General features: G+C 38.0%; 15 protein-coding genes. 8 read left to right on the forward strand and 7 right to left on the reverse strand.

The features are described from left to right. The first annotated feature begins 34 nt into the window (after positions 1–34). Entirely contained in the window at positions 35–1189 is a 1155-nt protein-coding gene (locus GJU39_RS03540) for a DUF3298 and DUF4163 domain-containing protein (RefSeq protein ID WP_154279318.1), read from the forward strand. A 129-nt stretch (positions 1190–1318) separates the two neighbouring features. Here GJU39_RS03540 and GJU39_RS03545 read toward each other — a convergent pair whose 3' ends face one another. The 5 genes from GJU39_RS03545 to GJU39_RS03565 form a co-directional block, all read right to left on the reverse strand. Then, complete coding sequence (locus GJU39_RS03545; protein WP_154279319.1) at positions 1319–1771, reverse strand: 3-oxoacyl-ACP synthase; 453 nt, start codon at positions 1769–1771, stop codon at positions 1319–1321. Between the two features lie 44 nt (positions 1772–1815). Then, complete coding sequence (locus GJU39_RS03550) at positions 1816–2160, reverse strand: DUF1801 domain-containing protein (protein WP_154279320.1); 345 nt, start codon at positions 2158–2160, stop codon at positions 1816–1818. Between the two features lie 69 nt (positions 2161–2229). Beyond that, positions 2230–2802: a nitroreductase family protein gene (locus GJU39_RS03555; protein ID WP_154279321.1), complete on the reverse strand. Its 573-nt coding sequence runs from the start codon at positions 2800–2802 to the stop codon at positions 2230–2232. Positions 2803–2900: 98 nt separating this feature from the next. Further along, on the reverse strand, positions 2901–3476 hold the full coding sequence (locus tag GJU39_RS03560) for a hypothetical protein (protein WP_154279322.1): 576 nt from the start codon (positions 3474–3476) through the stop codon (positions 2901–2903). A 32-nt stretch (positions 3477–3508) separates the two neighbouring features. Next, on the reverse strand, positions 3509–3658 hold the full coding sequence (locus tag GJU39_RS03565) for a hypothetical protein (RefSeq protein WP_154279323.1): 150 nt from the start codon (positions 3656–3658) through the stop codon (positions 3509–3511). Positions 3659–4045: 387 nt separating this feature from the next. Between GJU39_RS03565 and GJU39_RS03570 the strand changes: the two genes are divergently transcribed. The 5 genes from GJU39_RS03570 to GJU39_RS03590 all read left to right on the forward strand — a co-directional run bounded on the left by GJU39_RS03570 (position 4046) and on the right by GJU39_RS03590 (position 8948). Beyond that, entirely contained in the window at positions 4046–5668 is a 1623-nt protein-coding gene (locus GJU39_RS03570; protein ID WP_154279324.1) for an ABC-F family ATP-binding cassette domain-containing protein, read from the forward strand. Between the two features lie 162 nt (positions 5669–5830). Next, positions 5831–6523 carry a DUF4397 domain-containing protein gene (locus tag GJU39_RS03575; protein ID WP_154279325.1) on the forward strand — a complete coding sequence of 231 codons (693 nt, stop codon included), beginning with the start codon at positions 5831–5833 and terminating at the stop codon, positions 6521–6523. A 116-nt stretch (positions 6524–6639) separates the two neighbouring features. Continuing rightward, the gene (locus GJU39_RS03580; RefSeq protein ID WP_342448172.1) at positions 6640–7224 is read left to right on the forward strand and encodes an RNA polymerase sigma factor; all 585 of its coding nucleotides are present in this window, start codon (positions 6640–6642) and stop codon (positions 7222–7224) included. Beyond that, positions 7217–8440 carry an outer membrane beta-barrel protein gene (locus GJU39_RS03585; RefSeq protein ID WP_154279326.1) on the forward strand — a complete coding sequence of 408 codons (1224 nt, stop codon included), beginning with the start codon at positions 7217–7219 and terminating at the stop codon, positions 8438–8440. Before GJU39_RS03580 ends, GJU39_RS03585 begins: the two co-directional genes overlap by 8 nt. After that, positions 8430–8948 carry a hypothetical protein gene (locus GJU39_RS03590; RefSeq protein ID WP_245227682.1) on the forward strand — a complete coding sequence of 173 codons (519 nt, stop codon included), beginning with the start codon at positions 8430–8432 and terminating at the stop codon, positions 8946–8948. Before GJU39_RS03585 ends, GJU39_RS03590 begins: the two co-directional genes overlap by 11 nt. Before the next feature lie 58 nt (positions 8949–9006). Here GJU39_RS03590 and GJU39_RS03595 read toward each other — a convergent pair whose 3' ends face one another. Both GJU39_RS03595 and GJU39_RS03600 read right to left on the reverse strand, forming a co-directional pair. After that, a complete protein-coding gene (locus GJU39_RS03595; protein ID WP_154279327.1) occupies positions 9007–9513 on the reverse strand; it encodes an FKBP-type peptidyl-prolyl cis-trans isomerase in 507 nt (168 codons plus the stop codon). Positions 9514–9524: 11 nt separating this feature from the next. Continuing rightward, on the reverse strand, positions 9525–11546 hold the full coding sequence (locus GJU39_RS03600) for a thioredoxin domain-containing protein (protein ID WP_154279328.1): 2022 nt from the start codon (positions 11544–11546) through the stop codon (positions 9525–9527). A gap of 104 nt (positions 11547–11650) precedes the next feature. Between GJU39_RS03600 and GJU39_RS03605 the strand changes: the two genes are divergently transcribed. Continuing rightward, positions 11651–12640 (forward strand): PDDEXK nuclease domain-containing protein, encoded by a 990-nt coding sequence (locus GJU39_RS03605; RefSeq protein WP_154279329.1) that lies wholly within the window; start codon positions 11651–11653, stop codon positions 12638–12640. Beyond that, entirely contained in the window at positions 12637–13734 is a 1098-nt protein-coding gene (locus GJU39_RS03610) for a mandelate racemase/muconate lactonizing enzyme family protein (protein ID WP_154279330.1), read from the forward strand. The genes GJU39_RS03605 and GJU39_RS03610 overlap by 4 nt, the downstream gene beginning before the upstream one ends. The last annotated feature ends 25 nt before the right edge of the window (positions 13735–13759 follow it).

Raw genomic sequence — 13759 nt, forward strand, 5'->3', positions numbered from 1 at the left:
AGCTGTAAACTATTAGTCGCGAATAATCGAACTTATGAAAAAGCATTTATTTTTTCTATTCCTGGTATCAGCTGTAATTACCGCTTGTAATAACAACAAAAATGATTCAACAACTTCGGAGGCAAGCGCACCCAAAACCCAGGCGTTCACAGCTGATTTTTACAAACGTCTGGAAGGTACAATTGCCGGAAAACCAGTTGTAATGCATTTACAGGGAGTAAATGGCGATTTTGGCGGAAACTATTATTATGATGCTTCCTGGTTAAATTTATCAACCGACACTTTGATTGGGCAGGATAGTTTGGTGCTTGCCGAATATAGTTTTTACAATTCTTACTTTGAGCAAAACCCAAAAGAGCCAGGTATTGCTTTAAAATGGACGGGCAACGGCTTCAAAGGAACCTGGAAAAGTGGCGATGGAAGCAAAAGTTTCCCTGCTATTTTAGAAGAAAAGTATCCCAAAGGCAGCTACCAGTTCACCACTGGTATTTATCAGGATTCGGTGAAGGCCTATGCAAACAAGGCAAATTCACCTTCCGCAAGCATAACTTTTAAGTATTTGAAAGCAAAAAACAGCGATGATGCCGGGAATTGGCTTAACAGCCAGTTGAAAAAAATATCTGGATTAAAGCCTGATATTGATCTTGAAACCAGCTTAAAAGCCACTGCTGCAGCATATTTAAAGGACTATAGCGCTGAAGTTGCTAGTCAGCCGGAAGGCGATAAAAATGATGAAGATGCCTGGCTAAACTATACCAATAACAGCCAGCAATCTATTTTATATAACGATAACGACTTTATTGTAATTGATTTTCTGGCCGACTCCTACACAGGTGGTGCTCACGGAAATTATAATAGCCAAATGTATTGCCTTGACGCTAAACGCAAGAAGCAAATGGTGCTCAGCGATATTGTGACAATCGACTCCAATAATCTGCAGAAACTATTAGAGCGGAATCTTCGAAAACAATACAATATTAAGTCTGGTGAAAGCCTTAATAAGGTTTTATTTGATGATTTTCTGAAGCCGAATAATAATTTCTATTTCAATGATAAAGGTTTAGCGTTTATGTACAATCCTTACGAGGTGGCGAGTTACGCCCAGGGACAGATCGTAGTCTTCATTCCTTTCAATGAATTGAAATCTTATCTGGTTCCAGCCTTTGCTGAACGTATCAGAATGAAATAAGATTATTTTCTGTAGCTTTTCAAAATTCAGGTTAGAAATTAAGCAAACATTTTCGTTAGTCTATATCATACTTACTGATTGCGCTATCCAAAGGGGATTTAATGCATAACTTATTTGGGCTCGGGTGAGCTAAAGAATATCGTTGATCAAATATTTATTACCATTAAAACTCAGTTCTTCTCCTTTTTTTGCACCGATGAATGCCCTTCCAATTGGTGCAGCTTGCGATACAGCGATGAATTTTTGACCATCAACATTTAATTCGCCTGCGCTAATGCTGATGTAAAAATTTCCGTTGGTGCTTAATACTAAACTGCCATTCTTCACTTCTTTGGATGCCTCTACATTTTCAATTTGCTGTAACGCGATTTTCTGCTGACCAGCTTCGTAAAGCAATTTACTATTGCGATCCATTTCCTGTTGCATCATTTCACGCGTGGTTTCATATTTGTCGCCTGCGCTGCTTTTCGTATCATCGTTAGATGCCTGGCGGGCTTGCAGCATAGAATATTCAATATTCTCTATTCTATTTTGAATAAAAGTTAAGCACAGCTGATATAATTGAGATTTTAAGGTAGACATAAGGTGTTGTTGAATAGATAATGGGAAATAGTGAAAGAATTGGATTATTTACGCAGTGATAAAGCTTGATCCAGAATCCCTTTTATCTTTTCTTCAGGCAGATCTTCAAAAGGGTTAATTAGTAAAATTTTCATACGCGCTCTTTTCTCCTGCAACAAATCCATGTGTTCAATTCTGTTTCCATCAACGAAACCAATGTAAGGCTGATGAAGTTTTTTGTGAATCCAAAGATAGGCGAACATTTTGCCTTTATGGTAATAAAAGGGCATTCCATGTTTCCAATGCTCGGTAATATCATTATAACCCGTTAAAAGCGACCTCAAATAGTGCAGGCAGCTTTTAACAGGTTCATCTTTTACCTCGAAATAATGACACAGTGGATTCAGCATAAATTTTGAAAAGATTAGTAATATAGACTAAAGACTGTAGACTCCAGACTTTGGGCTCCCAACTCAAAACTACCCTTCAATCCAGGTTACTTTCTCTTCTATTGAGGTTCGGTTGGGTGTCCAGGGTTTTTCATTGTGATACCCCATATAGAACAGACCGATGCACTTTTCATTTTCTTTTAAACCTAGAAAATCGCCTAAATCATCAATTAAGGGAGGAGAGCTCCAGTAAGCACCAACCTTTAAACTCTCGGCAGTTAAAGCCATATTTTGAACGGCACAAGAAACTGCTGCGAGTTCTTCCCACTCAGGAATTTTACCACTAACCGCCATATTGATGGCAATAATGCAATCGGATTGATTTGTTTTTTCAGCAAAGCTATCGTACTTCTTTTGAAGGAACTGGTGTGCGGGTACCAACTCTTTATATAATTTTCCGAGCTCCGCTCCTAGCTTTGCAAGGCCAGCTTTTCTAATCACTGTAAAGCGCCAGGGCTGGGTTAATTTATGTGTCGGCGCATAGTTTGCGGTTTCCAGAATCTGGTTGATTACTTCGACAGGTATCTCTTTTTTGATATAACTGGCTGGAAAAATACTACGGCGTTCTTTAATAACTTGTGATACGATATCGTAATTACTCATGTGGTAAAGATAAGGTAAAAGGTGGAAGGCATAGGGCGGAGAACTATGGTACAGAAAGAATTGACGCTTTATTAACGAAAACCGGCAACTGAAAACAGTTAACTGTGAGCAGACAACTGCTTCCTAATCTGCTTTACCTTAGCAAAAAAACCAATGCCTTCTTTGTCAGCCAGAAAATCCATGGTTTGAATGAGCTCATCTTCAATCCATTCGTGTTTCAGAATCAGGTTTGCCAGAATATTGAGGCAGTGAGACTTAACCGCAACAGGTATTTGATCAGCTATCAGCCAGGCGAAAACAACACCTACAATTTCATCGGTATTATAGCTGTGGATGATTTGTTTAATCTCTGGGGAGGCATTTTTCCCTGTCATGTGAGCCATAATTTTAACGTAATTCCGCAAAGCGGAATGATTATTTTGAGCAGGCAGGCCATTAAGAAAAGTTTCGGCAGCGGACAAGAAAGCCGCTTCATGATTAAAATAAACCTGCTCTAATACCCATGCTGCCCTGAATCCAATTTGCAGATCTTTATGAAAACTTAGCTTAACCAGCTCATTAACACAAAAATTCTCATTTATTACAATGCCGGCAAGTTGTTCTACTTTATTTTTGCCTATTGGGATTTTTAATTCGTTAATCAGGTGTTGCATTGGTAGCTGCTGTTTGCACATTAAATTTAGTGATTTTTTGATCAATCAGGTGATCAGCGCTCTTCCGTAATTCTAAGGTTACTAACTCTTTTAGCAAGAATGGTATCGCCGTAGAAATTTACTTTGTACTTGTACTGAGTGGTTTGGCTATACCCAATAGCCGAAACGGTAGACATGAGGATGCCTAGTGCTAATTTTTTCATAAAAATATTCCATTTGTGTGTGTGATACAAAATAGAAAAAATATCAATGCGAAATGAATATAATTTTTAACCTCAAAGCGACTAAAAGCCAGAGGGCAATGGAAATGTAGTAACGATCTGAGACTGCAAAAAAAATGTGCTTTAATTAGCATGCTGGGTTTTTAGATGCCAAACGCACAAGCATTAGGTGACCTAAACCTGATTGAACGGAAATACTTTTTGTTGCAGGTATTTACAGTTTGAGGATCACTCCAAAAAGATTGCAGTGAAAGCAGGATTAAAATGGCCATAAACGCTAAACTTTCATTTTCAAATTACTAATCTTAAACCTTCTACCTTTTTACCCTCAACCTTTTTCCCTATCTTTGCAGCTTATTTTATTTGTTTATGATTTCAGTTTCTAATTTATCCTTACGATACGGCAAACGCACATTATTTGAAGATGTTAACCTAAAATTTACCCAGGGCAATTGCTATGGTGTAATCGGGGCTAACGGCGCAGGTAAATCTACCTTCCTAAAAATTTTATCAGGAGAAGTTAACCAAACGTCTGGTAGTGTTGCTTTTACTCCGGGCGAAAGAATGGCGGTTTTAAAACAAAACCACTATGAATTTGATGAAGTTTCGGTGCTGGAGACCGTAATGATTGGCCATAAAGAACTTTATGCCATCATGAAGGAAAAAGATGCCATTTACATGAAAGAAGATTTTACAGAGAAAGACGGTGAACGTGCTGGCGAACTGGAAAACATCTTCGCAGAAAAGGATGGCTGGAACATGGAAAGCAATGCTGCAACCATGTTAAGCAACCTTGGCATTACTGAAGATCATCACCATAAACTGTTAAAAGAATTAGATAATACACAAAAAGTACGTGTATTACTTGCGCAGGCGTTATTTGGAAATCCTGATATTTTATTACTGGATGAGCCAACCAACGATCTGGATATCGAAACCATTGCCTGGTTAGAAAACTTCCTGGCTGATTACCAGAATATTGTATTGGTGGTATCTCACGACAGGCACTTTTTAGATGCCGTTTGTACACATATTGTTGATATTGACTTTGCCAAAATGAGCACGTATACCGGGAACTATACTTTCTGGTATGAGTCTAGTCAGTTGGCATTGAAACAACGTAGCGACCAGAACAAGAAAACGGAAGATAAGGTAAAGGAGCTGCAGGAGTTTATTCGCAGGTTTAGTGCGAATGCATCAAAATCAAAGCAGGCAACTTCACGTAAAAAAGCACTGGATAAGATTGACATCACAGAAATTAAGGCATCAAGCCGTAAATACCCGGCAATTATCTTCAACAATACTGGTCGTGAGGCTGGTGACCAGATTTTACAGGTTGATAACTTAGGTAAGTCTGGAAATGATGGTATTCTGTTTGATAAAGTTACCTTTATGGTTAATAAAGGTGATAAAATTGCTATCCTATCTCAAAACAGTTTGGCTACCGCGGCATTTTACGATGTACTAACCGGTCGCGATACAAATCATAAAGGTGAATTTAAATGGGGTGTTACCATTAGCACAGCAGATATCCCGAATGATAGCTCTGCGTACTTTGCTGGCAAAGATGAAAACCTGGTAGACTGGTTAAGAGAATATTCTGGTACAGAAGCTGATGAGCAATTTGTAAGGAGCTTTTTAGGCCGTATGTTATTCTCTGGCGAAGAAGTTTTAAAGAATGTAAAAGTACTTTCAGGTGGAGAAAAAATGCGTTGCATGTTCTCGCGGATGATGTTACAGCAAGCCAACTTATTGATGTTTGATGAGCCAACCAATCACCTGGATTTGGAATCTATCGAAGCGTTGAACAACGGAATGAAGGATTTTAAAGGAGCAGTATTATTCACTTCACGAGATCACCAGTTAACAGAAACTGTTGCAAACAGAATTATTGAAATTACGCCGAAAGGAACAATTGATAAGTTAATGACTTACGATGAATATATCAACAGCGCAGATGTTGCAAAACTTCGCGAGGAAATGTATTCGTAGTCAGATACCATATTTAACTCCATCAGCCACATGAAATTCATGTGGCTTTTTTTATGAAAAAAATCTCTCCACTGTAGCGTTTCCGTCTCCTTAATCGTTTAACCTAAAAAAGCGTTAATGGCCATTAACCAATTTTGTTTATAAAATTGATTTAACTACAACATGAAAACTAAAAACTACTTTGGCTTAACTACTAAATTAATATGCGCGCTATTCGCTATAACATTAATATTTTCTGCCTGTAAAAAAGACTGGAATGATGATCCGATCGAAGCCGCCGGAATAGGCTTTGTTCATGCATCGCCAGGCACCGGTCCATTGGATTTCATCTTAGACAACCAAAAAATTGGCAGTTTTACCTACACCAATGATCGGGGATACTATGCCGCCTACCCTGGCACGAGACTGGTTGGCGTATCCAAGAAAGATTCTTTGAAGTACCTTACTAATGGAACTGCAAATTTAAAAGGCGGAGGATTTTATTCGGTTTTCGTGGTTGATACCTTAAAATCTACTAAACTGCTATTAATTGAAGATGATTTAAAAGCGCCTGAAACGGATAAAGCAAAAATTCGTTTTATTAATTTAAGTCCGGGCTCTTCACCTTTAGATTTAGCAGTGGAAGGTAATGCAACAGCATTATTTACGGCAAAAGCTTTTAAGGAGTATACACCTTTTACTGCTATCAATCCATCAGATAGTTACACTTTTCAGGTTAAGCAAGGTGAAACCGTTAAAGCCACTCTGCCTGCAATAAAAATAGAGAAAGGCAAAATCTACACCATTTGGGCGAAAGGATTAAGCAGTGCAACAGACAGTACAAAATTTGCATTGGCTGTGATGACAAACAAATAACATCTACCCGTTGAATTTAGCGCCATCCGATAAATCGGATGGTGTTATTTTATATTTTTGCAGTAGCGAAAAGCATGCTAGAAAACTAATCGAACTTTAAATAGGCCTTTACAGGAGTGATCAAAAAAATACTCAGATTTGAGGAGATTTTAAAAGGCTGTGTAAATGACAACAATAGCTGTAAGGAAATGATGTATAAATCATTTTACGGCTATTTAATGGGCATTATTTTAAGGTACACAAAAAACACCCCAGATAGTGAAGAGCTTGTAAATGATACTTTTATCAAAATATTTAAAAATGTTTCCGGATTTAAACCACCTAAAAATCCTGAGGAATTGCAGCGGTCTTTTAAAGGGTGGATTGCACAAATTGCATCCCGAACGGCAATAGATAAAATCAGGAGTTCAAAAGCTCATTTTTATGTTGATGATTTAAATGAAGATCAACATCCGGCTACACAAGTTTCGGTGGCTTCAGATCTTCATGTAAACGACATCATGAATTTATTAAATCATTTACCAGATACGCATCGACTGGTATTTAACTTATATGAGATCGAGGGATTTGCACATGATGAAATTTCCAAAATGTTAAACATCCCGGAAAGCTCCAGTCGTGTTTATTTAACCCGGTCAAAAAATAAGTTGCGTGTACTTTACACCAATACATTAGTTGGTTCATATAAAAAAAATGGATAAGGAATTAATAGAACATATCACCACCCAGTTACAAAACCATGAGGAGAATTACGCTCCTGGTGCCTGGGAACGCTTTTCTGAAAAGGAAGAGAAAAAGCGCGGTGGCTTTGTTTTCTGGCCGCTGTGGACTGCCGCAGCAATAATTCTGGTTGTATCCGGTCTGTTTTTCTTGAATAACGGAAAGATCATAAATAAGAATACAATTGTCAAGTCTAAAACTGAAATTAATAGCACACAAGGAACGGAACCGAAAACAGATCATTCAACCCATAATAAGATAACCATTGAGGAGCCAAAAATTGCATCCAAAAAAAATAAAGCGCCTTACGATGCACAACCTGTAAACATCTTTAAATCACCTTCTAATAAAGTAGAAAACCAAAATCCACTTTATGTCACTAATCAAGCTGCCGATAAGATTGCTGCACCTAAAATTAATGTTTTCGAAAACAATCCAGATGTAACGTCAGCCAATAGTCGTAATACTGAAGTGAAGGTAGCGCAAGAAAAGGTAAAGACAAATAACAAAATGACTTTTGAAGATTTACTGGCGTTAGACAGCAAAGCGAACCTGGGAAAGCATGTTCAAAATCAAAAAAATCAAACTCATAAATGGCAACAGGATGTTTATGTAGCCCCTTCTATGGGGAATGACAGTAAGGTAAACATGAACTACGGTTTCTCTTTATCGTATGCCATCGCAAATAAATTATCGCTTAGCTCTGGTGTTTCTTATGCATCTGTTAGTTCTACTGAATCGCAAAATGCAAGTGCACCTCAAAGCTTATCCGGAAAAAATTTAGAATCTGTTAATGCGAAAGTAAGCGGTATTAATGTGCCTTTGGAACTGCGGTATAAGATTTCAGAAAAACTATATACCGGCGTTGGCATATCTGCATTGGCCGTGATTAATAACTCACAGCAAAACACTTATATTGTAAATCAGGTTCAAAGTATGGCTTCTCCATCGGCAAACGGAACAACAGATATCAGAAGCTTTATCGTGGCCGAAAAACAAACTGAACCGCAGCCAGAATCCAAACTTGATCCTGATAAATATATCGGCTTTTATAATTTCTCATTGGGCTACAAACAGAAAATATCTAAAAAGAATAATATCGCTATTGAGCCATTTTTAAGGCTTCCGATGAAAACTTTCTCCAGGGAAAATTTAAACCTAACCAATGGTGGCCTACGTTTAAAGGTTGATTTTTAAAAAGCGTAGCGATCATTTACTACCTAACCCCCATCTCTTTTGTATATTTGCAGTTAGACTACGAATTGAAATGAGATCATTAGCCTTTTTTTTATTAATATTTATCGGATTTTCTGCTAAAGCACAGCATGATCCGAGCGATCAGATGGATTCGGCCAACTGGGATGTTATTGGTGGTGTAAAAATTAAGACCGTAAAACCGACTGAAACTTATGCCATTTACAATCCAGCTATCCAAAAATATGAAAGTAAGGCATTTGAGCTTTCAGGCTATATTGTGCCTATAAAAGACGGCATGAAGCAAACGAAATTTATGCTTTCTACATTGCCTATTAATCAGTGCTTTTATTGTGGTAAAAATGGCGTTCCAATAATGGTGCTGGTGGAAATGGCGGAGCCTATTAAATTTACTTACCAGCCAATTACCGTAAAAGGGACATTGAAGCTGAACAAGGGAAATGCGATGAACAACCCACCTGTTGAGCTCATTTCTTCAAAATTATTATAAAAAAAATCCCGGTCGAAACCGGGATTTTTTTTATATAGATCGCTTATATTAAAAAGACCTAGTGATCTTCATGTCCGTCTGCACCATGTGCATGACCATGAGCCAATTCATCCTGAGTAGCTTCGCGAACGTTTAAGATAGTTCCGCTAAACAATAAGTTTTTACCAGCCATTGGATGGTTTAAGTTTACGGCAACAGTTTCTTCATGTACGGCTGTTACACCTGCCCTGAAACTGTTTCCTTCGTTATCCTGCAAAGGGATCACTTCACCAACTGCCGGAACTTCACCACCAGCATCAACAAACATTGATTTTGGAAGATCAGCAAAAGCACCTGGATCGATCTCTCCGTAGCCATCAGCTGCAGATAATTCGAAACTATATTCATCACCAGTTTTTGAACCAGCTAAATGTTCTTCAAACTTTGGCAACATCATGCCTACGCCATATAGAAATACTAAAGGATTTTCTTCGTCTGCTTTTTCGACAAAAACTTGTTGTCCTTCTTCGTTGGTAGTGTGCAATTCATAAGTTAATGCAACTACTGAGTTTGGTGAAATATTCATTCAGATTTTTTTTATTGTAAATACGTTAATGCTTCCTCAACAGTTTTAACCGGCAACTGGCATACTTTATTTCGGCAAATATAAACTTTTGTTTCATTGCTTTGCTTTCCTTTTAACAGTGGTAAGTTACTTTTTGTTCCACCTAATGTAATTTTGTTAGGAATATAATGATTGCTTAATTCCAATTTAACTACATCTGCCTCCAAACCTGTTATCGCAATTTCATTTATACCATAAATTTCATTCAGCAGTAAAATTGCCCAGTTTGAATAAGCGGAACCATAGGTTTTTATTTTGGGATGAACGGCAGCCAGCATTTCTGCCGCCTTTTCAGTGTATCGCTCTACATCAAATAGTAAGCCTAGCTTCTTTAAATTCAATGCCATGGTAGAATTTGCTGCGGGAATTACATTATCCATTACTTCGTGTTTGCGTGCAATTAAACTTTCCCCTTCTGCAGATGTATAAAACAACATGGGTGAATTCGCATCGCTGAAGTTATTCAATACATAGTCTGCCAATGATTTAGCTTCCTCAAGCCATTGTTCATCGAAATCATATTCGTACAAGGCAATTAAAGCCTCTATTAGAAAAGCATAATCATCTAAAAATGCGGTGATAGATGCTTTCCCGTTTTTATAATTGCGGTACAAACCACCAACAGCTGATTTCATATTCTTTATGATGAAATTGGCCGCTGTTGCTGCTTTTTCATAATATGCATCATAACCTAGCACCTGGGCTGCATCTGCCAGTGCTTTAATCATCATTCCATTCCAGGCGGTCAAACATTTATCATCAAGCCCTGGCCAAATACGTTTGCTCCTTACTTCCAGGAGTTTGGCTTTCGCCCGATTTACTTTATCAAATAAGTCTTCCGTAGAAAGGTTATATTTATCCAGAAGGATTTTATCTTCAAATGTTTTTCTTAAAATATTCGTTTGTTCTTCTTCCCAATTGCCTTCCTCCGTCACGTTGTAATATTCTGCCAGTAATTTGGCATCATCTCCTAAAACCTGGTCAAACTCGTCTTTATCCCAGACGTAAAATTTACCTTCCACACCTTCACTATCAGCATCTAAAGCAGAATAAAACAGTCCTTCAGGCGAAGTCATTTCATTAAAAGTCCAGGTTATTGTTTCAACAGCAGTTTGTTTAAAAGAATCAAATTTTGTGCATTGATAAGCCTCAATGTATAAACTAATCAGCTGTGCATTATCATAAAGCATCTTTTCAAAATGCGGCACATGCCATTTATCATCCACTGAATAACGGGCGAAACCTCCGGCAATCTGATCGTAAATACCACCCCTGCTCATTTCTTCCAGGGTATGGCAAACAGCTGTGAAAACAGACTCATCATCATTCAGAAAGCCGTAGCGCAATAAGAAAACCCAATTATTAGGCAGCGGAAACTTTGGCGCACGGTTGTAGCCACCATAACCAATATCGAAATGGCGTTTCCAGGGTTCGATAATTTCTGTTAAATGATTTTCGGTATAGGCTTCTTTATTTTCGACAGCAATCACTTTCTCACTGTCATTTATACCAGCGGTTAATCTTTCTGCATATCCAATGGCTTTATCAGGTTCATTTGCCCAAAGTGCAGCCACATTTTCCAATACATTAATCCAGTCCGTTTTTCGGAAATATGTACCTCCATAAATTGGGCGCTGATCTGGTAAGCAGATGCAATTTAATGGCCAGCCGCCGCTACCTGTCATCAATTGAATGGCATACATATAAATCTGATCGATATCTGGCCGTTCTTCGCGATCTACCTTGATGCATACAAAGTGCTGATTCATCACTTCTGCAACTTCATGGTTTTCAAAACACTCCCGTTCCATTACATGGCACCAGTGGCAGGCTGAATAACCGATGCTCACTAAAATCAACTTATTTTCAGTCTTTGCTTTTTCTAACGCTTCAGGGCCCCATTCGTACCAATGAACTGGATTATAAGCATGTTGAAGTAAATATGGAGAAGAAGCATTAATTAAGTTATTAGGCTCTGAATGTAGATTTGACATAGGTTTTAAAGATAAAATTGGAACTATAAAGCTATTAATTATCTACAAACGTGGTTTGTTTTAGTTTTTGTTTTTCTATTTTAGATGAAAATCAATTCGTGTTCATGGAATTATCAAAGAGCGATTTATTTAGTATTGTTAAGGAAATTATTATTCAATCCCGCCTGAAAGTTTTCCGGGCAGCAAACTCTGCATTGCTGGAGTCTTACTGGCAAATTGGCAAGCTGATTGTGGAGGATGAACAGAATGGTAAAGCACGGGCAGATTATGGAAAAAGCACCTTAAAAAACCTTTCACAGCAGCTTACGCTTGAGTTTGGGAAGGGATTTGATGAAAGTAATTTAAGAAATATCAGAAGTTTCTTCAAAGCATTTCCAATTCGTGACGCATTGCGTCACGAATTGAGTTGGACACATTATAGACTTTTATCCAGAATAGAAACTGAAGAAAAACGAAATTATTATCTATCAGAATCCATCACCTCTAACTGGAACAGCAGAGAATTACAGCGACAGATCAATGCCCTCGCCTTTGAAAGAGTGATATCTCACAATGTATTAGCAGATACCAAACAAGAAATTGAAAATTTTTTAAAAGACCCCTACATTTTCGAATTTCTGGGTTTAAATCCAAATGAAAAAAATTCTGAGAGAGAACTGGAAAGTGCTATCATTGATCACTTACAGAAATTCCTGCTCGAATTTGGGAAAGGATTCGCTTTTGTAGCCCGGCAACAACACATCGTTACGGATACATCAGACTTTTACATCGACCTTGTATTTTATAATTATATCTTAAAATGTTTTGTAATTATAGACCTTAAAACGGGCACTTTGAATCATCAGGACATTGGTCAAATTGATATGTATGTAAGAATGTATGACGACCTTAAAAGAAACGAAGGTGATAACCCAACGATTGGATTATTGCTTTGTTCGGAGAAAGATGAAACCATTGTTAAGTACTCCGTTTTAAATGACCATAATCAGCTTTTCGCCAGCAAATATCTATTATACCTTCCAAAAGAAGAAGATTTAAAGAACATTATAGAATCAGACAGATTACGTTTTGAATTAGAGAAAGATAGAAGATGAAAATTACACATACCGAAATATATCGCTTTAGTATCCCGATGGAACCTTTTGTTATTGCAACAGGCACCATGCATTTTGCGCAAAATGTTTTAATAAGAATTTATACCGATGCAGGTATTCACGGAATTGGCGAATGCTCTGCCTTCCCGATGATTGTTGGCGAAACACAGGAAACCTGCATTGCCATGGCAAAAGATTTTGCAGCCATTATAAAAGGAAAAGATCCGTTGGAGATTCCAGAACGGATGAATGACCTTTTGGCTTATGCCGATCATAACAGCACCATTAAAAGTGCATTCGATATGGCTTTGTTTGATCTTGCTGCAAAACACGCTGGCTTGCCGCTTTATCAATTTCTCGGTGGAACAAAGAGGACCATCGAAACGGATATGACCATTGGTATTGATACACCAGAAGGGATGGCAAACACAGCGTTAAAATACCAAAGTCATGGTTGCAGGATTTTAAAAATCAAACTGGGAAAGAAGGTTCAGGATGATATTGAGCGTGTAAAACAGATAAGAGCTGCAGTTGGTGAAGAAATGATTTTGCGCCTGGACGCTAACCAGGGATGGAGTTTTGATGATGCTTTGTTCGCCCTGGGAGAACTGGAAAAATACAACATCGAATTCTGCGAACAGCCCATGCGGACCTGGTTTGACGATAAATTACCAGAATTGAATATAAATTCGCCAATCAAATTAATGGCTGATGAGAGTTGTTACCACCACCACGACGCGCGTAAACTGATTAATAGCCAGTCTACAACTTATCTGAATATTAAATTTTCTAAATCTGGCGGAATTTTAGAAGCACAGAAAATTCATGAAGAGGCTTTACAAAAAGGTGTTAAATGTATGATTGGAAGCATGCTCGAAAGCCGGATTGCTTTAAGTGCTAACTTACATTTTGCTTTAGCAAGCCCGAATATAGAGTTTTTTGACCTTGATACCGCCTTGCTTGGGCACCTGGTAGATCCGGTGGTTGATGGCTTAACCTACAATGGTTATTTCCTTGATGTTCCTGAGCTTCCAGGAATTGGTGCAGAAGCCGATGAATTTTTCCTCGAAGAATGTGAAAGCTGGACGGTTTAGTTTAACTAATTAATAACAGGCGATT

The organism is Pedobacter petrophilus, assembly GCF_009674725.1.
In the GTDB taxonomy this organism is placed as follows: Bacteria; Bacteroidota; Bacteroidia; order Sphingobacteriales; family Sphingobacteriaceae; genus Pedobacter; species Pedobacter petrophilus.